Source organism: Pseudomonas sp. NPDC090208 (assembly GCF_044746785.1).
Taxonomy (GTDB): Bacteria; Pseudomonadota; Gammaproteobacteria; order Pseudomonadales; family Pseudomonadaceae; genus Aquipseudomonas.
Genome location: NZ_JBIVCU010000010.1, coordinates 143,396 through 165,324, shown reverse-complemented (window position 1 = coordinate 165,324; position 21,929 = coordinate 143,396). Strand labels below are relative to the sequence as shown.

Genomic DNA, 21,929 nt, shown 5'->3' with positions numbered 1-21,929 from the left:
GGAGTGAGCTTGCTCGCGATTGCGCCAGATCAGGCAGCGCGGTTTTGACTGAGCCACTGCAATCGCGAGCAAGCTCACTCCTACAAAGCCTGTCCCAGATCAACTGACACAAACGCCACCCGCAACCGCGCTGCACTGGCGCGCTGGCAATTGATCAGCACCTCCGGCAGGTCCAGCCAGTTGGCCAGTTGTCGCAAGTGGAGCGCCAGCGCCTGCATACCTTCCTCGTCCAGCCCCGGTTGTTCTTCATGCACGGCATGCACCGCCAGGCGTCCGGCCGCTCGCTCGGCGCGCAGGTCGACGCGGGCGGCGATGCGTTCGTGGTGCAGAAACGGCAACACGTAATAGCCGTACACCCGCTTGTGCGCCGGGGTGTAGATCTCCAGCCGGTAATGGAAATCGAACAGGCGCTCGGTGCGTGCCCGTTCCCAGATCAATGAATCGAACGGCGAAAGCAAGGCGCTGGTGGTGACGTTTCGCGGCACCTTGAGGTCCGGCAGTGCATAAGCCTGCTGCTTCCAGTCCTGCACCCGAACGACCTGCAGCGCGCCGTCTTCCACCAGCTCGGCAAGACCGGTTTTCGCTGGCGCCGGGTCCTGACGGAAATAGTCGCGGATGTCTTTTTCCGTGCCGATTCCGAGCGCCTTTACCGCCTGCAACAGCAGCGCACGCTGAGCGTCGGCCTCGCTGATGTCGGGATGATCGACAACGTCGGCTGGCAACACGCGCTCCGGCAGGTCGTACAGACGCTCGAAACCGCGCCGTCCGGCCACGGTGACTTCACCGGCGGCGAACAGCCATTCCAGCGCCATCTTTTCTGCGCTCCAGTCCCACCACGGCCCGGCCCGTTCTTCGCGGGTGCTGATGCTGCCGGCGCCCAGTGCGCCCTGCTCGCGCACGGACTGCAACACCCGGGCGAGGGTTTCCGGTTGCTCACGGCCGAAACGCGCCAGTTGCTGATAGATGCCCTCCCCTTGAGCCGCCCGACGCATGCGCCAACGCATCAATGGATAGAGTTCGACCGGCAACAACGAGGCTTCATGCCCCCAGTATTCGAAAAGCTTGCGTTGACGGCCCTGGCCCCAGGCGGCCTGGTCCAGCAGCTTTTGCGGGTAATTGCCAAGGCGGGAAAACAGCGGCAGGTAGTGAGAACGCACCAGAGCATTGACCGAATCGATCTGCACCACGCCCAGACGCTCGATCAGTTGCGTGACATGACCGGCCTTGATCGTCGCTGGCGGCTGGCGCCCGTTGAAACCCTGGGCGGCCAGCGCCACACGACGTGCTTGCTTGAGAGACAGCTGGAGAGGAGACGGCAGTTCTGCGGGCATTCAGGACCTCCTGATCAATGCGCAAAACTACCTGAACATGAGTACATATGCCTACCGCCTCTCACATCGATGGCATTCGCCAAAACCCGATGGGACTGCGACGGGGTTGGCGTTTTGCGGGATGCTCCGATCACGATGGCCCTGAGGGAGGGAGCTCTGCTCGCGATAGCGTCTGCACAATCAACACTGCGGTGACTGATCCGGCGCTATCGCGAGCAGAGCTCCCTCCCACAGGGCCGGTGTTGCCAGGCTGGCCCTGGCCGGCACTACCAAGCACTCCTCAGTGTTTCAGCGGATCATCCCAGAACGGCCGTTCGGACTCTTCCAGCACGTCCGCCCGCGACAGGCCGATGTCTTTCAGCGCGTCATCGCTCAGGCTGGCGAGCTGGATGCGCTCGTGGTGCAGTTTTCTCCAGCGGGCGACCTGCGCGGCGACGGCGTGCCAGGCGCGTTCCATGAGCGAATCATGGGACAGCGTTTTCAGGACCAGTACATAACCTTTTTGACCTTTCATCTTGTTGCCCTCCAAGTGGGGATGGGCAGATTTTCGCGCCGGGATTATGATCAAGCCAACGAATGTTTCTGATGTGCTGCATCTGGGAGATTGATGTATGGCTACCTACCCGAGTATCGACAGCGAACTGCTGCGCACCTTTGTCGCCATTGCCGATCAGGGCGGCTTCACCAAGGCCGGGGAAGTGGTCAACCGCACGCAGTCGGCGGTGAGCATGCAGATGAAACGGCTGGAAGACGACGTGGTGCAGCGCCCGCTGTTTCTCAAGGACGGTCGCAGCCTCAACCTCACCGCCGAGGGCCAGGTGCTGCTGGGCTACGCGCGACGCATCCTCAAATTGCACAGCGAAGTGTTCAATACCCTGCGTGAGCCGCACATGGTCGGCACGGTGAAGATCGGCACGCCCGACGATTACGTCATGCGCTTTCTGCCGGGGATTCTCTCGCGCTTCGCCCAGGCCTATCCGCTGGTGCAGGTGGAAGTGCATTGCGAATCGTCGGCGCAATTGCTGCAGCGTCAGGACCTGGACTTGAGCATCGTCACCCGCGAGCCGGGCAAGGAAATCGGCCAGATCCTGCGCCAGGAGCGCTTCGTCTGGGCCGAGGCCGTGGGCTTTTGCCCTCATGAACAGACGCCCTTGCCGCTGGCGATGTTCAACAATGACTGCTTCTGCCGGCTGTGGGCCTGCAACGCGCTGGACACCATCGGCCGTGAATACCGCGTGGCTTACACCAGTGCCAGCCTCGCGGCGATCATGGCGGTGGTCAGTGCCGGGCTGGCGGTGACGGCACAGTTGCAGAGCCTGATCACCTCGGACATGCGCATCCTCGGTGAGGCTGAAGGACTGCCGCAATTGCCGTCGGCGAGCATCGTGCTGCTGCGCAACCCGAACAACCCTTCGCCGATCACCGAATGCCTGGCCGATCACATCGCCGAGGGCTTCAAGCTTTAAGCCGTGGGCCTAGATGCGGAAGCACAGCATGATCGCGCAGACCACCAGAAACACACAGAACAGCGAACGCAACAGGCGCTCCGGCAGGCTGTGAGCCAGCGCCACCCCCCAACTGATGCTGGCCAGGCCGCCAATCGCCAGGGGAATGCCCATCAGCCAGTTGACGTGGCTGTGCAGCGCATACGTGAACAGGGTGATGGTGGTACTCGGCGCCGCCAGCGCCAGTGCCAGCCCTTGTGCGGCGACCTGCGAAGCACCGAACACGCCGGTGAGGATCGGCGTGGCGATCACCCCGCCGCCAACCCCGAACAGGCCGGCGGTCACACCGGAGCCCAGTCCCAGCACCCACAGCCACTTGCCATGGCGCAGTTCGGTACCGCCCTGGCCTTTGCGCCAGTACATCTGAATCAGGTTGAACAGGGTCAACACCAGCAGAAAGGCGACAAAGCCGATACGCATGCTTTGGGCATCGACCCGCACCGCCCACAGCGAGGTCAGCCACGACACGACAAAGCTCGGCACGATCAGCATCATCGCGTTGCGCACGGAAATCCGGTTGCGCTGGTTGTAGCGCCACAGTGCCAACAGCACGTTCGGCAACACCATCAGCAACGCCGTGCCCTGCGCCAGTTGCTGATCGAGACCGAACAACACGCCCAGCGCCGGAATCGCCACCAGCCCGCCACCAATTCCGAACAGCCCGCCGAGGGTGCCCATGGCAGCGCCCAACAGCAGGTACATCACTACATCGACAATCACACCCGATCCTCTGAATTGAACCTGCGCGCATGCTACGCAGTCAGCTTGCTCAACGAAATCCGCAAGCGCCGATCAGCATCAACGAAGCGTGATCTGCCGATTCACGATTCGTGATCGATAGAAAAGCACCTCACGACCGATTGCCGAAATTATCTGGTGCATTAAATATTCAGGCATTAAATTAGAGGCCACTTCCGATTGACCGAGGATCCCCCGATGAATGCCGACGATAGCTCGACCGCTGGCGCTGGCAGTTGCGCTGAGTTGCTTCTGGATAATCAGCTGTGTTTTGCCCTGTATTCCACGTCACTGATGATGACCAAGGTGTACAAGCCCTTGCTTCAGGAACTGAACCTGACCTATCCGCAGTACCTGGCGATGCTGGTGCTATGGGAAGCCGACGGCATCACCGTGGGAGAAATCAGCAGCCGTCTGTTGACTGATCCTGGCTCGCTGACCCCGCTACTCAAGCGCCTGGAAGCCGAAGGCCTGATCAGCCGGGTGCGCAGCAAGGATGACGAGCGTGTCGTGCTGCTGTACCTGACTGAGCAAGGCAAGGCGCTGCATCGGAAGGCCCAGAGCATTCCGCAATGCATTCTGGCGGCCAGCGGCATCAGCGTGGAGCAATTGCGTGCGCTGCAGAGCGATCTGATTGGCCTGCGCGGCAACCTGCACGACAGCCTCTGATCCGTTCCCTTCCCGCCAAAAGGCCAGCCATCGTGCTGGCCTTTTTTGTTTCTGCCGCCTGCCCGTGTAAATGCAAATCCGTGTAGGAGCTGGCTTGCCCTGCGACCGGCGACGGAGTCGTCGTAAATCCATACGCATTGGCCGTGTCAGGCATACCGCATGCAAAGGGTTTACGACGACTTCGTCGCCGGTCGCAGGGCAAGCCAGCTCCTACAAGGTGACGCTGTTCAAACCATAAAAACTCTCTTTTCAGAAAATTTCTGAAAAATTTATCTCTTTATAAATCAATATCTTGAATAGAAATCTAGCCCATTTCAGGCAAATCCTCAAAAATTTATATTGCGCACAAAACATTTGCGCAGTAGATTTATCTCAACTGCTTAGCGCACAAGACTTTAGCGCAGAGCCTAACCAGATAAACCCAACATCATCGAGTGAGGAAATACCATGCAAGCTCTCTATACCGCAGTCGCAACCGCAACCGGTGGCCGTGATGGCCGTGCTGTTTCCAGCGACAAGATTCTCGACGTGAAACTGGCGACCCCGAAAGAACTGGGCGGCGCTGGCGGTGAAGCCACCAACCCTGAGCAACTGTTCGCCGCCGGCTACTCGGCCTGCTTCATCGGCGCACTGAAATTCGTCGCCGGTCAGAGCAAGCGCAGTATCCCTGCCGACGCCTCGATCACTGCCCATGTCGGCATCGGTCAGATCCCTGGTGGCTTCGGTCTGGACATCGACCTGAACATCAACCTGCCAGGTCTGGATCAGGCCGACGCACAAGCACTGGTCGACGCTGCCCACCAGGTCTGCCCTTACTCCAACGCCACCCGTGGCAACGTTGACGTCCGCCTGCACGTGACTGTCTGACCCCACGCCCACCGAAGGAGAAGATCATGAACACATTTGGCAAGATTCTGGCGGGCTCGCTGCTCGCCCTGTCGATCGGCAACGCCTTCGCCGCCGATACCGGCGTGGAGCACAACACCCAGGCGTTTCTGGATGCGCTGAACAGCGGTGGCGGCAAGCCGATCGAACAGCTCTCGCCGAAAGATGCCCGTGCGGTGCTGACCGGCGCCCAGGCCAGCGTCAAGCTGACCCTGCCCAAAGCCGATGTCAGCCAGAAGACCATCAAGGTCGACGGCCAGGACATCAGCCTGACCATCGTGCGTCCGGCCGGCGTCAAGGGCACCTTGCCTGTGTTCATGTACTTCCACGGTGGCGGCTGGGTGCTGGGCGATTTCCCGACCCACGAGCGTCTGGTCCGCGATCTGGTGGCCGGTTCGGGTGCGGTGGCGGTGTTCGTCAACTACACGCCTTCCCCTGAAGCGCACTACCCGACCGCGATCAACCAGGCGTATGCGGCGACCAAATGGGTGGCCGAGCATGGCAAGGAAATCAACGTCGACGGCAAGCGTCTGGCGGTGGCGGGCAACAGCGTCGGTGGCAACATGGCGGCAGTCGTCGCACTGATGGCCAAAGACAAGGGCACCCCGGCATTGAAATACCAGGTGCTGCTGTGGCCGGTGACTGACGCCAACTTCGACACCGGTTCCTATGACCAGTTTGCCGAGGGTCACTTCCTCACCCGCAACATGATGAAGTGGTTCTGGGACAACTACACCACCGATCCGAAGCAACGCGCCGAGATCTACGCCTCGCCGCTGCGCGCCACCACGGATCAGTTGAAAGGTCTGCCGCCTGCATTGGTACAGACCGCCGGTGCCGACGTGCTGCGTGACGAAGGCGAAGCCTACGCCCGCAAACTGGACCAGGCTGGCGTTTCGGTGACAGCCGTGCGCTACAACGGTCTGATCCACGACTACGGTCTGCTCAACGTGGTCAGCCAGGTCCCGGCGGTGCGTTCGGCGATGCTGCAGGCTTCGCAGGAACTGAAAGAGCATCTGAAGTAATCGAGGCATCGGCCGGAAAGATCTTGATCGATCAATCCGGCCCCATCGCGAGCAAGCTCACTCCTACAGGGTACGTATTCCCCTGCAGGAGTGAGCTTGCTCGCGATGGCGTTCTCAGGATCGCCGTCGCCTGCAAGCCGGACCGCTACAAAGGTCCACCGCCAGACGGATACAGCGCCCACAAAAAAGCCCGACTCAATGGTCGGGCTTTTTTGCATGCGGGTTCAGCGCATTACTTCTTGGTGCGGCCCTTGAAGGAGCTGTCACGGGTATCGATATCGATCCACTCGTCGATTTCGATGAAGTCGGCAACCTGGATTTCAGTGCCGTTAGCCAGCTTGGCAGGCTTCATGACCTTGCCCGAAGTGTCGCCACGAGCCGAGTTCTCGGTGTAGGTCACTTGACGGCTGATGGTGGTCGGCAGCTCTACGGAAACCAGACGGCCTTCGAAGAACACGGCTTCGCAGACGTCCTGCATGCCTTCTTCGATGAACGGCAGAACAGCTTCGATGTCTTCGGCGTTCAGCTCGTACATGGTGTAGTCGGTGGTGTCCATGAACGTGTAGCTGTCACCGCTGATGAACGACAGGGTGGCTTCTTTGCGATCCAGGATCACGTCGTCCAGCTTGTCGTCGGCAAAGTAGACGGTTTCAGTCTTGTAGCCGGTCAGCAGGTTTTTCAGCTTGGTCTTCATGATCGCGCTGTTACGACCGGACTTGGTGAATTCAGCTTTCTGAACCAGCCAAGGGTCGTTGTCGATGCGCAGCACGGTACCGGGTTTGAGTTCTTTACCAGTTTTCATTACGAGTATCCGAATTTGGATGAATATGCTTTCTAAGCCCTGTACGAAAAGCCACTTTTCGTACAGGGCTTAATACAAGGCCGCGTATCATAGCCAATTTCGATAAAAGAGCACCAGCGCAGTCGTCAGATCGTCCTGCAAGGCCCGTTCCAGACACCAGCGTTCAGCGTGCGCCGCAAGCTCCGCGCGGTGCTTCTGCAACGCCGGCCAGCTTTGGCTCATGCCCTCCCCGGCGTTCCAGTTGCGCCAGACGCCGGTCAGCGCCTGTCCGGCTTCGGCGGACAAACCGGCCAGATACAGCTCCAGAAACGCATCCAGCTTGGCCCAGTGGGCGTCGTCGTCCTGTTCGTAGATGTGCCAGATCATCGGCCGCCCGGCCCATTGCGCGCGCACGAACGAGTCTTCGCCACGCACCACGTTGAAGGCGCAACACCACAGCAGCAGGTCGTAATCTTCCTGGCGCACGAACGGCAGGACCTGAATCGTCAGGTTTTCCCGCACATGCACTGCACCGGCGCGCAGGCCTTCGACACCCAGCCAGCGTTGCACGTCGCCGATGATGCGACCTTCCGGCACCAGCAGGTGGGTAGGCTGTGCATCCTGCGCCAGGCAGTCGAGCCAGGAATCCAGCCCGGCGTGTTCGTAGGCGAACAGCGAAATCAGCTGCGCATCGGCCGCCGGGTGGACACCCAGACGCGCCAGGAAAGCCTGTTGCGCAGCCGGATCCTGCTCGAAGACATGGCGCCGTTCGATCAGCCCCGCTTCACGCAGCAAACCGCCCGTGGTCGGACGGAAACCCGGAAAGAAGAAGAACTTCTGGATGCCGCTGGATTGCAGCGACGGCAGACCATGGCAGCCGGTGACCCACTCTTCGGCGCTCAGATAATCGAGGTTCAGCCACAGCGGCTTGGGGTTGCGCGCCTTCATGGCGTCGATCTGGGTCGGCGGCAAGTGGCAACCGAAGGCTTCGATGACGACATCGGCCGGTTCGACCGGCTGCCAGTCCTTGCTCCACAGGCGCACGTCGACCCCTTCATGCCATTGCTGCGGGGCATTGGCATCGGCGCCCGGACACAGGCGAACAAAGGCGCTGAGGTCATCGACCCACAGGCGCACGGCCATGCCGTGCTCGGCCACCAGTTGTCGGGCCAGGCGCAAGGTCACGCCGATGTCGCCGAAGTTATCCACAACCGTACAGAAAATATCCCAAGAGGCTTTCATCCCGGCTCCTTGAGGATGTTCAAAAAAAGCGGATTGTCGTTCATATGCACCCACAATCGCCAGCCTCGCTCGTGCGACAATCCACACCAACGTCTATCGCAAGTCTGGAGTCTGCCATGTACGTCAATCACCGCGAATTGTCCGTCACGCTCCATCCGCTGAAACTGGTGCTGTCCATTGCCGTGGGCATCTGGCTGGGGTTTCTGACCATTTTGCTGACTGGCTGGCTGGTCTACACATTGTTGCCTGCCGAGCGGGCCCAGGCCCTGAGCAATGCGGCCACGCAACTGACAACGCCGCCGGCGGCCAAAGCCAGGCCGGAAAGCGACAACCCGATGTTCGACCAGTACCGGCAGATCCTGCGCGACAGCGAAGCGCGTCAGGCCCAGGAAGCCGAACAGGCCGAACGGGCGCGCAGCTTCAACGGCCCGAAATGCCAGTTCTGGATGCAGCAGAACCAGACCGCGCCCAGTGAAAAAAGCCGCGCCGCCATTTATCAGTACTGCGGCTGAGCCCGCACCACGAGACACGCAATGCCCATGAACAAACAGTTGGTCCTGCAGGGGATCATCGACAAATTGCAGATCGATCTGGACGTCGCCATCCGCGCCGCCCAGACCGCTTATGAAACCGCGACCCACGAAGAGAACATCGCGGAAAACAAGTACGACACCCTCGGTCTTGAGGCATCGTATCTGGCTGCCGGACAGGCGCGCCGGGTCGAGGAGATCCGTCAGGCGCTGGTGCATTACCAGAACCTGACGCTCAAACCGTTCGACGAACAGCGCGGGATTCAGTCCGGCGACCTGATCGCCCTGACCTCCGAAAACGGTGCCGAGCAGCAACTGTTTCTCGGGCCGGATGCGGCAGGGTTGAAAATCACCCTGGACGGTGTGCTGATCACAGTGATCACCGCACGGGCGCCGCTGGGCCAGAACCTGCTGGGCAAGTTCGATGGCGATGAAGTGGACATCAGCGTCAACGGCAGCCGGCAGTTTTTCGAAATCACGCGCGTACTGTGACCCGTTGATCATTTGCAGGGTTGAAGGGCTCGACGCAATGTGGGTAAGGTGCGCCGTCGCATGACAAACGGTAAAACCCGGAAACATGGAGCCGGGCACAAGGATTTAATCAAGGAGATATTTCATGACGAACGTCATCACCTTCCCTGACGCCCATGAACGTGATCGCCTCAAGTCCAGTGACCACGGGTTGCGCTACCTGAACAAGAAAGAGCGACAACTGATCGACCGCCTGCGCATGACCAGCCATGCCGGCCGCCAGTACGTGTATGACTACGCCAACATCATGCACCGTTCCAAACCGTTGTATCCCGACCCGGTGGACTGACGACATACCCTTGTCGAATGCACACCCACCCCGTGCGGGCCTATAGTGGGCAGATGTTTCTGTCACTCAGGCCCCGCCCATGTCCTCCGTTACTCCTGAATCCGCTGCACCTGACACTCAAGCCACGGCCAAGGCCGATCACCTGCGCTTCCACAGGGACCACTCCCATCTGGGCCCCACCTTTGGTACCGACGCGTTTGCCCTGAAGGCCGAAGCCTTTGCACGTTTTTTCGGCACACCCACCTTTCTCGGCGCGCAGACGCTGGTGGTGTTGCTGTGGGTGGGCGCCAACCTCACCGGGCTGGTCAGTTTCGACGTCTATCCGTTCATCCTGCTCAACCTGGCGTTCAGCCTTCAGTCAGCGTACGCAGCGCCGCTGATTCTGCTGGCCCAGACCCGCCAGGCCGCCCGTGACAAGGCCAGCGCCGACGCCGACGCCCGACACCGCGAAGACCTCGCGGTCGCCAACGAAGAACGCATGGCCCGCGCCGCACAGAACACTGCGCAGATGCTGGAATTGCTGGAGCAGAACACCCGCCTGACGGAGATGACCAAGCAACTGACCGAGCGGGTCGAGGCGCTGACGGCGGACATGCACAAGCATTTCGTGAGGAAGGATGGGCATGCGTAAGCACGGACCTTGTGGGAGCCGGCTTGCTGGCGAATGCGTCAGGTCATTCGGCATCGTGATGTCTGAACCGACGCTTTCGCGGGCAAGCGCGCTCCTACGGGGCGGGGTGCATTGCTTTCAACTCTGCATGTCCTTGAACCCGGAAGCCGCTTCCTGCACTTCCGGGGAGAAATCCTCGAACGCCTGCACCCGGCGCACTTCGATGATTTCGTTGTCCCCCGCCGGGCAGCGGCTGGCCCAGGCGATGGCGTCTTCGCGGGACGCCACGTCGATCATCCAGTAACCGCCGAGCACCTCGCTGACACCCGGAAACGGCGCTTCGATGACCTGCGCCTTGCCATCCTTGAAGGTCACCCGTGCGCCCATGCTCGGCGGGTGCAGGCCGTCGAGAGTCAGCAGCACACCGGCGTGCTGCAGTTCCTCGTTGTATTTCATCATCCGCTCCACCGCCGCCGCATCCGGTTGCGTGCCAGGGGCGGCCTGTTCGTATCCCTTGGGGATCATCAGCATCATGAATCGCATGGTCGACTTCCTTCTGTAGAGGGCTCCCCCGACACCATAGCCGAGGGTTTCGTCCTGTAGTCGAATCCCTGCGGCACAAATCGACAGCGCGACGCCAAATCTGCGACCGATTTGGCCATGATCTGGACATTTATGATATTGCGGCCATCATCAATGCGCGGGATTATGCCCGTAATTTTTCTGCATCCAGCAACCCTGCCCGATGCATGACCCGGAGCGCACGCCCATGCAAAGCCCGTCCCGCGAAGAAACCCTGGCCCTCTGGCAACAACAGGAAACCGACATCCGCGCCCGCCTGGGCAAGGCCGGCAGCATGCGCCTGAGCGACGTCGCGCAACTGACCCCGGAGGAGTTTTTCAACGGCATCGGCGAAGGCATCTACCCTCACCCACCGATCGGTGAGCTGATGGACTTCGTGCCCATCGAATGGTCAGCGGGGCGCTTTCTCTTTCAAGGCACACCCGGCCCGCAGCATTACAACCCGCTGGGCATCGTCCATGGCGGTTACGCTGCGACGCTGCTGGATTCGTGCATGGGTTGCTCGGTCCACACCCGCCTGCAAAAAGGCCAGGGCTATACCACGCTGGATTTGCGCATCAGCTACATCCGTGCGCTGACCGACAAGACCGGGCCGATCCGCGCTGAAGGCACCGTCGTCCACCTCGGCCGCTCCACGGCACTGGCCGAAGGCCGCATCTACGACGCCGAAGGCCGTCTGTACGCGACCGGCACCACCACCTGCATGATTCTCGACATGAATCGTTGAGTTGCCCCACTTGCCTGTAGGAGTGAGCTTGCTCGCGATAGCAATGAGTCGGTCACATTGATGGAGCCTGACACATTGCAATCGCGAGCAAGCTCACTCCTACCGATGTCAGCGATTTCAAGGACGCCAACCACCGGCAAGCCGGATTGCTACGAGGTGGGGTGCAAACGCTCATTCGTGATCTGAAATCAAAAGTCCCTTGCCCTTTCCCCGGTTTTTCCGCAGGGAATCAACCGGGATACTGGCGGTCGATTTCTTATCCGTTCAATGGAGTTTCGCCATGACTGTTCCTGCATTTGGCCTGGGCACCTTTCGCCTGAAAGACCAAACCGTGATCGACTCGGTCAGCACCGCCCTGCAACTGGGCTATCGCGTCATCGACACCGCGCAGATCTACGACAACGAAGCCGCAGTCGGCCAGGCCATCGCCGAAAGCGGCGTACCCCGCGAAGAGCTGTTCATCACCACCAAGATCTGGACCGCCCATTACGCCGCAGACAAGCTGATCCCCAGCCTCAAGGACAGCCTGAGCAAACTGCAGACCGACTACGTCGACCTGACCCTGATCCACTGGCCATCGCCGCAAGGCCAGGTGCCGGTCGCCGAGTTCATGGCGGCGCTGCTGGAAGCGAAAAAGCAGGGGCTGACCCGCGAAATCGGCGTCTCCAACTTCACCGTGGCGCTGATGAAAGAAGCCATCGCTGCCGTGGGCGCAGAGAACATCGCCACCAACCAGATCGAACTGCACCCGTATCTGCAAAATCGCACCGTGGCCGAGTTTGCCCGCCAGCAAGGTATCCAGGTCACCTCGTACATGACCCTGGCCTACGGCGAAGTGCTGAAAGACCCGCTGATCCAGCAGATCGCCCAACGCCACAACACCACCCCGGCACAGGTCACTCTGGCCTGGGCAATGCAACTGGGCTACGCGGTGATCCCGTCGTCGACCCGCCGCGCCAACCTGGAAAGCAACCTCAAGGCGGTGCAGCTCAAGCTCACCGAGGAAGACATGGCGCAGATCGCCGGTCTGGATCGCGGCCACCGGCTGACCAGCCCGGCCGGCCTCGCCCCTGAATGGGACTGATCGACAGCCATGAAAAAAGGCGCCTTCAAGGCGCCTTTTTTATTGCGATCGCGGGTTGATCACGCCACGACCGGAATCATCGGGTCGGCGGCAGCCAGCGCTGCTTCACGCTCGGCAACCGGCGGGTAGATCCACACCGAGTTGATCTGGTGCTTGAGCTCCTTGGCTTCCTGCTTGATCAGCTTGACCTGACGATCCCAACCTTCGGTGTACACCGCGCCCCAGGCGCCGAGGTCAAGGCAGGTGACGTACTTGACCTGGCTGTACGGAATCGGCGCTTCGCCCAACAGGTCGGCGGCGACGTTGTTACCGGCCGAACGTCCCAGTGCGATGGCGTGCTGGCAGGTCATCAGGGCGAAGTTGCCTTCGTCGTCGGTGGCCGCATAGGCGGTGTCGCCGGTGGCGTAGATGTCGTCCTGGCCGATGACTTTCAGGTTGCGGTCCACGTGCAGACGACCAAAGGCGTCGCGCTCGCCGGGGATCTGTTCGGTCAACGAGCTGGCCCGTACACCCACGGTCCAGACCACGGTTTTCGCCTCGATGCGCTGGCCGTTCGACAGGGTCACACCGTCGGCGTCTACAGCAGACACGGCCACGTTGACTTGCCACTCCACTCCGAGGGTTTCGGTGGCTTCGACGATCGACGGGCTGATGTTTTCGCCCAAAGCTGCACCGACTTTTTCACCACGGTCAACGATGATGACCCGCACCTTGGCATCGGCACCCAGCGCCTCACGCAGACGGGCCGGCATTTCGGTCGCCGTTTCGATACCGGTGAAACCGCCGCCGGCGACCACCACGGTGTTGCGCGCTGCCGACTCCGGCAACTGCGCCAGACCCTTGATGTGGTTTTCCAGGTTGACGGCTTCTTCCATCAGGTCGACGTCGAAGGCGTGCTCGACACCCGGCAGCGAGGCTGGACGGACCACGCGGCTGCCGGTAGCCAGAATCAGTTTGTCGTAGTTGAGCGAAGTCTGGACGCCGTTGATGTCGGTGTAACCGACCTTCTTGCCGGCCACATCGATGGCGTCGGCCAGGCCTTTGACGAACTTCACGCCGACCGCCTCGAACAGCGGCCCCAGCGGCGCCTGCATCTGCTGCACCTGCTGTTCGTAGTAACGCGGACGCACACCCAGCACCGCTTCAGGGGCCAGCACGGTGACCGAAACGTCGTCGCGACCGTGGATATCTAGCAGTCGGGTAGCGCTCAGCGCGCTCCACATACCGCCAAAGCCCGCGCCGACAATCAGAATTTGCTTTTTCATTGTGTGCTCCAGAAAAGAAGAACCGTAGATGTTCGGGTTGAGTGAGCCATGGCTCGATCAGATGAACGCCCGGTAAGCCGGTGTGGATTCATCTGATCGGAGTTGCCGACCGCCTCAGGACAACTACGACTCTATTGATCGGAGTTAATTTTAGCAAACACTATTTTTCAGGGCACCTGCGCGCAGTGCGCCCTCAAAGGTACACAAGCCTTTAAAAATCAGGTAAATAGCGTAAAAAAACCGTCCATCCGCCGCCGAAAAAAAGAGCGCAGGCACTGACCGCCGGTCAAGGAAAGAGCGCTTCGCTTGCGGCAGACTCGGCAAATTGATAGCTTTTGCACGACCAATTCAGTCGGAGATCGACATGTCTCTTTATAGCGCGGGTGTCGAATACGGCATTCACTGCCTGTTGTATCTGGTGGATGACCGTGGCGACAGTCGCGAAGCCAGCGTGCGAGACCTCGCGGATCTGCAAGGCGTGCCCCAGGAATATCTGGCCAAGGTGTTCACCAAACTGGCGAAAGCCGGGCTGGTGGCGGCGACCGAAGGTGTACGCGGCGGTTTTCGCCTCGGACGCCCTTCCGATGAAATCACCCTGCTGGACATCGTCACCGCCATCGACGGGCGCAAGATGATTTTCGATTGCCGCGACATCCGTGGCCGCTGCGCCGTGTTCGGCGGTTGCGCGCCGGACTGGGCGACGGCAGGCACCTGCGGCATCAATGCAGCGATGCTGACGGCGCAGAAGCGTATGGAAGAGGCGCTGGACCAGCAGACCGTGCTCGACCTGGCCCGCCGCGTCGGGCGCAAGGCGCCGGAAGGTTTTGCCGGGCAGATCAATGACTGGCTGAGCGAGCGCAAGGAAGGCCGCGTGATTGCGCGGGAGAGTGATGCACAGTAATCCCTGTCGGAGCCGGCTTGCTGGCGAAGGCGTCAGGTCAGACACCGCAGCGTTGAATGACAGATCGCATTCGCCAGCAAGCCGGCTCCTACAGAAATGCGGTACGGCAGGTAACTCGCGCTCAGGCTGATATCACGGCGTAGATCCCCACCGCACTCAGCACGATCACCGTGCCGCCCAGCACCGCCACTTCCCGCAATGGCGCCGGTACCCGTTCCTGCTTGAGGCCGCGCGCGCTTTTGCGATAGCGGGCGTTGAGGCCGATCTGGATCAGGATGCCGGCCACCAGCGAGACGATGATCGGCAACAACGCGATCAGGCCGAAGTGCGGAATCCAGCGCAGGAAAATCGTGCAGACCACCAGCAGCGTCATCAGCGTGCGGCGCCAAGCCAGCAGCGTGCGCTCCGGTTGCAGACCGGGGTCGTCGTGACTCAGCGTGGCACTGTGGCGACGGTTCACGAGGCGCCATAGACCAGGAAGACAATCAGCCCCGCCGCCACCAGCGCGCCGCCCAGCGACAGGATCGGCACCAGCACCGGCAACGGCAGCGGCTTGCGCAGGCGCATGGCGCGTTCGACCTTGAGCCAGCGCAGACAGGCACTGGCACTCACCAGCATCGCCAGCACCAGCAACGACAAGGCCACGGCACGACGCAAACCGGGGCTGAACACATCACCGGTGAACGCCTCCACCGCGATACCACCGGCGAGAAACGCCAGCGCCGTGCGAATCCACGCCAGGAAGGTGCGTTCGTTGGCGAGGGTAAAGCGCGGGTCAGGCTCGCAACCGCCACCGAGCAGGGACGCAGACAGACGATCGCGATCAGGGGAAGGGACTTTGCCGGGTTCCGGAGAGTTCATGTCGCACCGAGGTCGGGTAGATGCCGGAATCATACCGGGCATCCGCAGCAAAGGCCCGTATTGGCAGCGACATGGGTGTGTCTGTGGCCGTAGTCGGCCCGGAGAGTAGTTGCAGATGCACACAAAACCCTGAACAGACCACGCCCTGTGGGAGGGAGCTCTGCTCGCGATGGCTGTGGCTCAGACAACACAGCGCTGCCTGACCCACTGCCATCGCGAGCAGAGCTCCCTCCCACAGGTGACGTGGCGGTCATCAGTCACCTGTCAGGATCAATTCACTGCTTGCCTTCAGCCAGATCCACCCACACCGGCCCGTTCGGGAATTGATAGCGCTCCAGCGTCTCGCCATGCATTTCGATGCTGTAGCCAGGGCGCTTGGGCGGCATGTAGCGGCCGCGGCGGATCACCACCGGGTCGAGGAAGTGTTCGTGCAGGTGATCGACGTATTCCAGCACGCGGTTTTCCAGCGAGCCGGACACGGCGATGTAGTCGAACAGCGAGATGTTCTGCACGTATTCGCACAACCCCACGCCGCCGCCGTGCGGGCACACCGGCACGTTGAACTTGGCGGCCATCAGCAGCACGATCAGCACCTCGTTCAGACCACCCAGACGCGCGGCATCCAGCTGGCAGAAGTCGAGAGCGCCGGCCTGGAACATCTGCTTGAACATCACCCGGTTGTGGCAATGCTCGCCGGTCGCCACGCCAATCGGCGCGATGCGCTGGCGAATGGTGGCGTGGCCGAGAATGTCGTCGGGGCTGGTCGGCTCTTCGATCCACCACGGCTCGAACGCGGCCAGCCGACGCATATTGCTGATCGACTCGTCGACGCTCCAGACCTGGTTGGCGTCCATCATCAGCGTGCGCTCCCAGCCCAACTCGTCGCGCAGGATCGCAGCGCGGCGCAGGTCCTCTTCGATATCCGAACCGATCTTCTGCTTTATATGGGTCCAGCCGTCGGCAATCGCCTCGCGGGCCAGCCGGCGCATTTTCTCTTCCGAATAGCCCAGCCAACCCGGCGCGGTGGTGTAGCCCGGATAGCCTTCAGCCAACATGTGCGCTTCGCGCCTGGCCTTGCCCGGCACCTGACGGCGCAACAGCGCGATGGCTTCTTCCGGAGTGATGGCGTCAGTGACGTAGCTGAAGTCCAGGCACTGCACCAGTTGCTCGGGGCTCATGTCGGCCAGCAGCTTCCACACCGGCTTGCCTTCGGCCTTGGCCCACAGGTCCCAGACCGCGTTGACCAACGCAGCGGTCGCCAGATGAATCACACCTTTTTCCGGCCCCAGCCAGCGCAACTGGCTGTCGCCTGCGGTGACGTCACGCCAGAACGCGCCCATGTCGGCGGTGATCGCTTCCAGGCTCTGCCCCACCACACGCGGCGCCAGCGACTGGATCGCCGCCACGCAGATCTCGTTGCCGCGACCGATGGTGAACGTCAGACCATGGCCTTCCAGCGTGTCAGGGGAATCGGTGTGCAACACCACGTAGGCGGCGGAATAGTCCGGCGCGCTGTTCATGGCATCGGAGCCATCGAGGGACAGTGACGTGGGGAAACGCAGGTCGCGGACGGTGATGGAGGTGATCTGCATGGGGGGCTCTCTTGTTCTGGGAGTATCGGGTGTTCTGCAATTTTCCGGCCTTTGTAGGAGTGAGCTTGCTCGCGATTACAGTGTGTCAGTCACCTGCGACGCCACAGGTACACCGCAATCGCGAGCAAGCTCACTCCTACAAGGCGGTGTATGTGATTCCGACTGTAGGCCGATCACTGATACAGGCATAATCGCCATTTCCTAACTATCGATACCAAATCCGATATGTCAGAAATCACCCCGTTCAGCGCCCTGAAAATCTCCAGCCGCCAGATCGCCCTGCTCAACGCCCTCGGCGCGCTGGGCAATCTGCGCAAGGCAGCTGCGGCGATTCACACCACCCAGCCGGCGGCCAGCGTGCTGCTGCAGCAACTGGAGGAGCGCCTCGGCGTGCCGCTGTTCGAACGCCTGCCACGGGGCATGCAGCCGACGTTGTACGGCGAGGTGATGATTCGCTACGCCCAAGGCGCGCTACACGAGTTCGAATACGCCGAGGCGCAGATCGCCGAACTGGCGCGCGGCGCGGCGGGCATGGTACGCATCGGCACGGTGATGGGTCCGGTGCCGACCCTGCTGACCCGTGGTGTGCTGGCGTTCAAGGCGGCGCACCCGAACGTGCGCATCGCCCTTGAAGTCGGCACCAGCGACACCCTGCTACCCGCGCTGATGCGCGGCGATTTCGACGTGGTGCTGGGGCGCCTGCCCGATCAGCAGAACAGCCAGGGCCTGAACATCCAGCTGTTCGAACAGGGCGAACGGATGCGCATCATCGCCCGCCCGGATCACCCGCTGACCCGTCAGGCCGCACCGACGCTGGCTGACCTCGCGCCGCTGACCTGGATTCTCCACCCGCCCGGCAGCCCGATGCGCCGCCAGGTGGAAAACGCCCTGCAGGCCGCGCAGTGGATCGAGCCGCTGGACATCGTCGAAACCAGCTCGATCCTCGCCACCACCGCCATGCTGGAGTCTTCGGACATGATCGCCGTGGTGCCCAACGACGTCGCCGAGCACTACGCCCGCTATGGCATGGTCGCGGTGCTGCCGGTAGAACTGCCGCTGGCGATGGCCAATCTTGGCCTGCTCACTGCCACTGCCCGGCCCATGTCGGCGGCAGTCAGTGCCCTGCTGGTGTTTCTCAAGCAGCAGATTACCGGCTGATTTGATAACCGCTCGTTATCATTCAATCGAAACCTTTCATTGGGAAATTATGAATTCGCTTCATAGAGTGAGTCACAACCGGGCCATCATCACGGCCCCCGAACAAGAATAATCGACCGCCTGAAACGGCGCTGTTCCCCTCCCGGGGGCCGTTTGTCGCAATGCTGACGCAGGTGGCAACCGTCCTGAGAGGCTGCATGGAACTCATTGCCAAAACCCCGGCGTTCGACAGTAGCGCGCTGGTCATCCGTCTCAACCCCCTCGACAACGTGCTGATCGCGCGCCAGCCGCTGAGCGAAGGCATGCATCTGGCCGAGGAAGGCATCAGCGTCCTGCAGGACATTCCGTCCGGGCACAAAGTCGCCACCGTCAACGTCGAGCAGGGCCAGCCACTGCGCCGCTACGGGCAGATCATCGGCTTCGCCTCGCAAGCCATCACTGCCGGCCAGCATGTACACGTGCACAACGTCGAAATGGCCGACTTCTCCCGGGATTACGCGTTCGGCGTCGATGTTCACGACACGCCGAAAAGCGAGGCGTTTTTCCAGGGCATCGTCCGCGCCGATGGCCGGGTCGCCACGCGCAATTACATCGGCATCCTCACCTCGGTGAACTGCTCGGCCACCGTGGCGCGGGCGATTTCAGATCATTTCCGCCGCGACATTCACCCTGAAGCGCTGGCCGATTATCCGAACATCGACGGCGTGGTCGCGCTGACCCACGGCTCCGGTTGCGCCATCGACTCCAAAGGCGAGGCCATCGACCTGCTGCGCCGCACCCTCGCCGGCTATGCCGTACACCCCAATTTCGCGGCGGTGCTGGTGGTCGGTCTGGGCTGCGAAACCAACCAGATCCAGGACCTGCTCGACAGCCAGGGGCTGAAGGCCACCGATCAACTGCGCGCCTTTACCATTCAGGGCAGCGGCGGCACCTCGAAGACCATCGCCAGCGGCATCGAGCAGGTGAAGTCGTTGCTGCCCCAGGCCAATCAGATCAAACGCGAAACCGTCAGCGCCCGGCACCTGATCGTCGGCCTGCAATGCGGCGGGTCCGATGGCTATTCCGGCATCACCGCCAACCCGGCGCTGGGCAATGCGGTGGACCGGCTGGTGGCGGCCGGCGGCACGGCGATTCTCTCCGAAACCCCGGAAATCTACGGCGCCGAACACCTGCTGACGCGGCGTGCGGTCAACCGTGAAGTCGGTGAAAAGCTGGTGCAGCGCATTCACTGGTGGGAAAACTACTGCAAGCGGATGAACGCCGAGCTGAACAACAACCCTTCCGCCGGTAACAAGGCTGGCGGTCTGACGACGATTCTGGAAAAGTCCCTCGGCGCGGTAGCCAAGGCCGGTTCGACCAACCTCACCGGGGTTTATGAATACGCCGAAGCGGTGCGTGCCCAGGGTCTGGTGTTCATGGACACCCCCGGCTACGACCCGGTGTCGGCCACCGGTCAAGTCGCTGGCGGCGCCAACCTGATCGCCTTCACCACCGGGCGCGGTTCGGCCTACGGGTGTGCACCGACGCCGTCGATCAAGCTGGCGACCAACAACCGCGTGTTCGAATTCCAGCAGGAAGACATGGACGTCAACTGCGGCGGCATCGCCGACGGCAGCACCAGCATCGAAGAACGCGGCGCGTACATTTTCCAGATGATGCTCGACATCGCCTCGGGTGCGCGCAGCAAGAGCGAGCAGCACGGCTACGGACAGAACGAGTTCGTGCCGTGGCAGATCGGCGCGATTACCTGATCGCAACGCGCTGCAAGCAGGCAATACCGCAAAGGGTCAACACGTCGCTGCGTCACCGTGATCCGGTGACGCGGTCCGCAACCTGACAACAATAAAAAAGGTGCCTATGAAAACCCTCAAGACCTACCAGCGGATCACCGTCGTGTTCCTCATGCTGTTCGGGATCATCAACTACCTGGACCGCAGCGCGCTGTCCATCGCCAACACCACCATTCAGAAAGACATGCTGATCAGCCCGGCGGAGATGGGCATTCTGTTGTCGGCGTTCTCCCTGGCCTATGCCTTCGCACAACTGCCGATGGGCATGATCATCGACAAACTGGGCAGCAAGATCGCCCTCGGCGGCGCACTGATGGTCTGGTCCATCGCCCAGACCGCGTCGGGCTTCATCAACAGTTTCAGCAGCTTCTTCGGCCTGCGCGTGTTGCTGGGTATCGGCGAGGCGCCGATGTTTCCCTCGGCAGCGAAAACCCTCAACGAGTGGTTTGAAGAACACGAACGCGGCACGCCCACCGGTATCGTCTGGTCGGCCACCTGCATCGGCCCGTGCCTGGCGCCGCCGGTGCTGACGCTGTTCATGGTCAACTTCGGCTGGCGCGGCATGTTCATCATCACCGGGATCATGGGCATCGTGCTGTCGCTGTGCTGGCTGATGTTCTACAAGAGCCGCGCGCAGTATCACCAACAGTTGTTGGCTGCCGGCCAGCCGCTGCCAACCAGCGAACGTGAACCGGTGGCTGTCGCTGCCGAGCCGAAAGGTTCGTTCTTCGCCGGCTGGCTGGACCTGTTCAAGCACCGCAGCACCTGGGGCACTTTCCTCGGCTTCATGGGCGTGATCTACATGCTCTGGCTGCACCTGACCTGGCTGCCGGGCTACTTCCAGCGCGAGCACGGTCTGGACGCCTACTCGACGGCCTGGGTGGTGTCGTTTGCCTACGTGTTCGGCGCCATCGGCACGATTGCGGCCGGGCGTATCTGCGACCGCCTGGTCAAACGCGGCGTCGGCGTGCTGCAAAGCCGTAAATACACGGTGATCGGCGGGTTGGTGTTCGCCGCTGTCGCCACCCTGCCGCTGACCTTCGTTACCAGCCTCAACGGCTGCATCGCCCTGCTCTGCCTGGCGCTGTTCGGCATCAACCTGGCCAGCGCCACGGCATGGATGGTGGTCAACACCGTGGTCGACAACAAACGTGTGGCCTCGTTGGGTTCGATCCAGAACTTCGGCGGCTACATCGCCGGCTCCGTGGCACCGATCGTCACCGGTTTCAGCGTGCAGTACTCCGGCACCTTCGCCACGGCCTTCGCGGTCAGCGCCATCGTCGCCCTGCTCTCGGCCGTCGCCTACTTCGTGCTGCTGAAAGCACCGATCCCGCTGCACACGCAAAAAGCCGAAAGCAACTGGCAGCCGCAGGCGGATGAGGTGCAGGGTCGGCAGGTGTAAAGGCTGGCACTGAAAAGTGAAAACTGTGGGAGCGAATTCATTCGCGAAAGGATCGGCCAGACGACAAAATTGCATCGGCTGAACCGCCTCTTCGCGAATGAATTCGCTCCCACAGGATCAGCGTTCTTCACACCTCCACCGTTCACCCAGCAACTGTAGGAGTGAGCTTGCTCGCGATTGGGTCCTGTCAATCAGCATCAATTTGATTGAACGGACGCCATCGCGAGCAGAGCTCCCTCCCACAGGATCAGCGTCGTTCACACCTCTACCCTTTCACCCAGCAACTGTAGGAGTGAGCTTGCTCGCGATTGGGCCCTGTCAATCAGCATCAATGTGATTGAACGGACGCCATCGCGAGCAGAGCTCCCTCCCACAGGATCAGCGTCGTTCACACCTCTACCCTTTCACCCAGCAACTGTAGGAGTGAGCTT

24 protein-coding genes are annotated in these 21,929 nt (G+C 61.5%); 14 read left to right on the top strand and 10 right to left on the bottom strand.

The genetic code is table 11. The annotated features are described in order from the left end of the window. Positions 1-80 precede the first annotated feature (80 nt). Both ACIPL0_RS17995 and ACIPL0_RS17990 read right to left on the bottom strand, forming a co-directional pair. The gene (locus tag ACIPL0_RS17995; protein ID WP_400592034.1) at positions 81-1,331 is read right to left on the bottom strand and encodes a winged helix-turn-helix domain-containing protein; all 1,251 of its coding nucleotides are present in this window, start codon (positions 1,329-1,331) and stop codon (positions 81-83) included. Between the two features lie 280 nt (positions 1,332-1,611). Then, positions 1,612-1,845: a DUF1127 domain-containing protein gene (locus ACIPL0_RS17990; RefSeq protein WP_400592037.1), complete on the bottom strand. Its 234-nt coding sequence runs from the start codon at positions 1,843-1,845 to the stop codon at positions 1,612-1,614. Between the two features lie 97 nt (positions 1,846-1,942). Between ACIPL0_RS17990 and ACIPL0_RS17985 the strand changes: the two genes are divergently transcribed. Beyond that, complete coding sequence (locus tag ACIPL0_RS17985) at positions 1,943-2,797, top strand: LysR substrate-binding domain-containing protein (protein ID WP_400592040.1); 855 nt, start codon at positions 1,943-1,945, stop codon at positions 2,795-2,797. Positions 2,798-2,806: 9 nt separating this feature from the next. Here ACIPL0_RS17985 and ACIPL0_RS17980 read toward each other — a convergent pair whose 3' ends face one another. Beyond that, positions 2,807-3,538, bottom strand: a complete 732-nt coding sequence (locus ACIPL0_RS17980; RefSeq protein ID WP_400593884.1) for a sulfite exporter TauE/SafE family protein — start codon at positions 3,536-3,538, stop codon at positions 2,807-2,809. A gap of 234 nt (positions 3,539-3,772) precedes the next feature. Between ACIPL0_RS17980 and ACIPL0_RS17975 the strand changes: the two genes are divergently transcribed. The 3 genes from ACIPL0_RS17975 to ACIPL0_RS17965 all read left to right on the top strand — a co-directional run bounded on the left by ACIPL0_RS17975 (position 3,773) and on the right by ACIPL0_RS17965 (position 6,153). Then, positions 3,773-4,243 carry a MarR family winged helix-turn-helix transcriptional regulator gene (locus tag ACIPL0_RS17975; RefSeq protein ID WP_400592043.1) on the top strand — a complete coding sequence of 157 codons (471 nt, stop codon included), beginning with the start codon at positions 3,773-3,775 and terminating at the stop codon, positions 4,241-4,243. Positions 4,244-4,690: 447 nt separating this feature from the next. Further along, complete coding sequence (locus ACIPL0_RS17970; protein ID WP_274132252.1) at positions 4,691-5,110, top strand: organic hydroperoxide resistance protein; 420 nt, start codon at positions 4,691-4,693, stop codon at positions 5,108-5,110. A gap of 26 nt (positions 5,111-5,136) precedes the next feature. Next, complete coding sequence (locus ACIPL0_RS17965; RefSeq protein ID WP_400592046.1) at positions 5,137-6,153, top strand: alpha/beta hydrolase; 1,017 nt, start codon at positions 5,137-5,139, stop codon at positions 6,151-6,153. Between the two features lie 232 nt (positions 6,154-6,385). On the opposite strand, the gene efp is transcribed toward ACIPL0_RS17965, so the two are convergent. Beyond that, a complete protein-coding gene (gene efp / locus ACIPL0_RS17960) occupies positions 6,386-6,955 on the bottom strand; it encodes an elongation factor P (RefSeq protein WP_108237187.1) in 570 nt (189 codons plus the stop codon). A gap of 87 nt (positions 6,956-7,042) precedes the next feature. Then, the gene (gene earP, locus ACIPL0_RS17955; protein ID WP_400592049.1) at positions 7,043-8,176 is read right to left on the bottom strand and encodes an elongation factor P maturation arginine rhamnosyltransferase EarP; all 1,134 of its coding nucleotides are present in this window, start codon (positions 8,174-8,176) and stop codon (positions 7,043-7,045) included. A 116-nt stretch (positions 8,177-8,292) separates the two neighbouring features. On the opposite strand from earP, the gene ACIPL0_RS17950 reads away from it, so the two are divergent. The 4 genes from ACIPL0_RS17950 to ACIPL0_RS17935 all read left to right on the top strand — a co-directional run bounded on the left by ACIPL0_RS17950 (position 8,293) and on the right by ACIPL0_RS17935 (position 10,157). After that, a complete protein-coding gene (locus ACIPL0_RS17950) occupies positions 8,293-8,688 on the top strand; it encodes a hypothetical protein (protein ID WP_400592051.1) in 396 nt (131 codons plus the stop codon). Positions 8,689-8,715: 27 nt separating this feature from the next. Next, a complete protein-coding gene (locus ACIPL0_RS17945; protein WP_400593887.1) occupies positions 8,716-9,198 on the top strand; it encodes a transcription elongation factor GreAB in 483 nt (160 codons plus the stop codon). A 124-nt stretch (positions 9,199-9,322) separates the two neighbouring features. Continuing rightward, positions 9,323-9,526: a hypothetical protein gene (locus ACIPL0_RS17940; protein WP_400592053.1), complete on the top strand. Its 204-nt coding sequence runs from the start codon at positions 9,323-9,325 to the stop codon at positions 9,524-9,526. Positions 9,527-9,605: 79 nt separating this feature from the next. Next, complete coding sequence (locus ACIPL0_RS17935; RefSeq protein WP_400592055.1) at positions 9,606-10,157, top strand: DUF1003 domain-containing protein; 552 nt, start codon at positions 9,606-9,608, stop codon at positions 10,155-10,157. A gap of 117 nt (positions 10,158-10,274) precedes the next feature. On the opposite strand, the gene ACIPL0_RS17930 is transcribed toward ACIPL0_RS17935, so the two are convergent. Beyond that, entirely contained in the window at positions 10,275-10,679 is a 405-nt protein-coding gene (locus tag ACIPL0_RS17930; RefSeq protein WP_400592057.1) for a YciI family protein, read from the bottom strand. A gap of 226 nt (positions 10,680-10,905) precedes the next feature. Here ACIPL0_RS17930 and ACIPL0_RS17925 point away from each other — a divergent pair, with 226 nt between their 5' ends. Together ACIPL0_RS17925 and dkgB are read left to right on the top strand one after the other, a co-directional pair. Continuing rightward, positions 10,906-11,445, top strand: a complete 540-nt coding sequence (locus ACIPL0_RS17925) for a PaaI family thioesterase (RefSeq protein WP_400592060.1) — start codon at positions 10,906-10,908, stop codon at positions 11,443-11,445. 280 nt (positions 11,446-11,725) lie between these two features. Further along, on the top strand, positions 11,726-12,529 hold the full coding sequence (dkgB, locus tag ACIPL0_RS17920) for a 2,5-didehydrogluconate reductase DkgB (protein WP_400592063.1): 804 nt from the start codon (positions 11,726-11,728) through the stop codon (positions 12,527-12,529). A 59-nt stretch (positions 12,530-12,588) separates the two neighbouring features. Here dkgB and ACIPL0_RS17915 read toward each other — a convergent pair whose 3' ends face one another. Next, positions 12,589-13,794: an NAD(P)/FAD-dependent oxidoreductase gene (locus tag ACIPL0_RS17915; protein WP_400592066.1), complete on the bottom strand. Its 1,206-nt coding sequence runs from the start codon at positions 13,792-13,794 to the stop codon at positions 12,589-12,591. A 364-nt stretch (positions 13,795-14,158) separates the two neighbouring features. On the opposite strand from ACIPL0_RS17915, the gene ACIPL0_RS17910 reads away from it, so the two are divergent. Continuing rightward, on the top strand, positions 14,159-14,695 hold the full coding sequence (locus ACIPL0_RS17910) for an RrF2 family transcriptional regulator (RefSeq protein ID WP_400592069.1): 537 nt from the start codon (positions 14,159-14,161) through the stop codon (positions 14,693-14,695). Between the two features lie 121 nt (positions 14,696-14,816). Here the strand turns inward: ACIPL0_RS17910 and ACIPL0_RS17905 are convergent, their stop codons facing one another. The 3 genes from ACIPL0_RS17905 to ACIPL0_RS17895 all read right to left on the bottom strand — a co-directional run bounded on the left by ACIPL0_RS17905 (position 14,817) and on the right by ACIPL0_RS17895 (position 17,148). Then, positions 14,817-15,155, bottom strand: coding sequence for a DUF202 domain-containing protein (locus ACIPL0_RS17905; RefSeq protein ID WP_400592072.1), 339 nt, complete (start codon positions 15,153-15,155; stop codon positions 14,817-14,819). Further along, the gene (locus tag ACIPL0_RS17900; RefSeq protein WP_400592075.1) at positions 15,152-15,556 is read right to left on the bottom strand and encodes a YidH family protein; all 405 of its coding nucleotides are present in this window, start codon (positions 15,554-15,556) and stop codon (positions 15,152-15,154) included. Before ACIPL0_RS17900 ends, ACIPL0_RS17905 begins: the two co-directional genes overlap by 4 nt. A 275-nt stretch (positions 15,557-15,831) precedes the next feature. Continuing rightward, positions 15,832-17,148, bottom strand: a complete 1,317-nt coding sequence (locus tag ACIPL0_RS17895) for an L-fuconate dehydratase (RefSeq protein ID WP_400592078.1) — start codon at positions 17,146-17,148, stop codon at positions 15,832-15,834. Between the two features lie 225 nt (positions 17,149-17,373). Here ACIPL0_RS17895 and ACIPL0_RS17890 point away from each other — a divergent pair, with 225 nt between their 5' ends. The 3 genes from ACIPL0_RS17890 to ACIPL0_RS17880 all read left to right on the top strand — a co-directional run bounded on the left by ACIPL0_RS17890 (position 17,374) and on the right by ACIPL0_RS17880 (position 21,498). Beyond that, positions 17,374-18,306, top strand: coding sequence for a LysR family transcriptional regulator (locus ACIPL0_RS17890; RefSeq protein WP_400592081.1), 933 nt, complete (start codon positions 17,374-17,376; stop codon positions 18,304-18,306). A gap of 197 nt (positions 18,307-18,503) precedes the next feature. After that, a complete protein-coding gene (locus tag ACIPL0_RS17885; protein ID WP_400592084.1) occupies positions 18,504-20,057 on the top strand; it encodes a UxaA family hydrolase in 1,554 nt (517 codons plus the stop codon). 106 nt (positions 20,058-20,163) lie between these two features. Next, on the top strand, positions 20,164-21,498 hold the full coding sequence (locus ACIPL0_RS17880) for an MFS transporter (protein ID WP_400592087.1): 1,335 nt from the start codon (positions 20,164-20,166) through the stop codon (positions 21,496-21,498). Positions 21,499-21,929 lie beyond the last annotated feature (431 nt).

Bases quoted from the DNA above. Each gene is read 5' to 3' on its own strand.
- ACIPL0_RS17995 (WP_400592034.1), bottom strand. From the start codon at position 1,331: ATGCCCGCAGAACTGCCGTCTCCTCTCCAGCTGTCTCTCAAGCAAGCA.
- ACIPL0_RS17990 (WP_400592037.1), bottom strand. From the start codon at position 1,845: ATGAAAGGTCAAAAAGGTTATGTACTGGTCCTGAAAACGCTGTCCCAT.
- ACIPL0_RS17985 (WP_400592040.1), top strand. From the start codon at position 1,943: ATGGCTACCTACCCGAGTATCGACAGCGAACTGCTGCGCACCTTTGTC.
- ACIPL0_RS17980 (WP_400593884.1), bottom strand. From the start codon at position 3,538: ATGTACCTGCTGTTGGGCGCTGCCATGGGCACCCTCGGCGGGCTGTTC.
- ACIPL0_RS17975 (WP_400592043.1), top strand. From the start codon at position 3,773: ATGAATGCCGACGATAGCTCGACCGCTGGCGCTGGCAGTTGCGCTGAG.
- ACIPL0_RS17970 (WP_274132252.1), top strand. From the start codon at position 4,691: ATGCAAGCTCTCTATACCGCAGTCGCAACCGCAACCGGTGGCCGTGAT.
- ACIPL0_RS17965 (WP_400592046.1), top strand. From the start codon at position 5,137: ATGAACACATTTGGCAAGATTCTGGCGGGCTCGCTGCTCGCCCTGTCG.
- efp (WP_108237187.1), bottom strand. From the start codon at position 6,955: ATGAAAACTGGTAAAGAACTCAAACCCGGTACCGTGCTGCGCATCGAC.
- earP (WP_400592049.1), bottom strand. From the start codon at position 8,176: ATGAAAGCCTCTTGGGATATTTTCTGTACGGTTGTGGATAACTTCGGC.
- ACIPL0_RS17950 (WP_400592051.1), top strand. From the start codon at position 8,293: ATGTACGTCAATCACCGCGAATTGTCCGTCACGCTCCATCCGCTGAAA.
- ACIPL0_RS17945 (WP_400593887.1), top strand. From the start codon at position 8,716: ATGAACAAACAGTTGGTCCTGCAGGGGATCATCGACAAATTGCAGATC.
- ACIPL0_RS17940 (WP_400592053.1), top strand. From the start codon at position 9,323: ATGACGAACGTCATCACCTTCCCTGACGCCCATGAACGTGATCGCCTC.
- ACIPL0_RS17935 (WP_400592055.1), top strand. From the start codon at position 9,606: ATGTCCTCCGTTACTCCTGAATCCGCTGCACCTGACACTCAAGCCACG.
- ACIPL0_RS17930 (WP_400592057.1), bottom strand. From the start codon at position 10,679: ATGCGATTCATGATGCTGATGATCCCCAAGGGATACGAACAGGCCGCC.
- ACIPL0_RS17925 (WP_400592060.1), top strand. From the start codon at position 10,906: ATGCAAAGCCCGTCCCGCGAAGAAACCCTGGCCCTCTGGCAACAACAG.
- dkgB (WP_400592063.1), top strand. From the start codon at position 11,726: ATGACTGTTCCTGCATTTGGCCTGGGCACCTTTCGCCTGAAAGACCAA.
- ACIPL0_RS17915 (WP_400592066.1), bottom strand. From the start codon at position 13,794: ATGAAAAAGCAAATTCTGATTGTCGGCGCGGGCTTTGGCGGTATGTGG.
- ACIPL0_RS17910 (WP_400592069.1), top strand. From the start codon at position 14,159: ATGTCTCTTTATAGCGCGGGTGTCGAATACGGCATTCACTGCCTGTTG.
- ACIPL0_RS17900 (WP_400592075.1), bottom strand. From the start codon at position 15,556: ATGAACTCTCCGGAACCCGGCAAAGTCCCTTCCCCTGATCGCGATCGT.
- ACIPL0_RS17895 (WP_400592078.1), bottom strand. From the start codon at position 17,148: ATGCAGATCACCTCCATCACCGTCCGCGACCTGCGTTTCCCCACGTCA.
- ACIPL0_RS17890 (WP_400592081.1), top strand. From the start codon at position 17,374: ATGTCAGAAATCACCCCGTTCAGCGCCCTGAAAATCTCCAGCCGCCAG.
- ACIPL0_RS17885 (WP_400592084.1), top strand. From the start codon at position 18,504: ATGGAACTCATTGCCAAAACCCCGGCGTTCGACAGTAGCGCGCTGGTC.
- ACIPL0_RS17880 (WP_400592087.1), top strand. From the start codon at position 20,164: ATGAAAACCCTCAAGACCTACCAGCGGATCACCGTCGTGTTCCTCATG.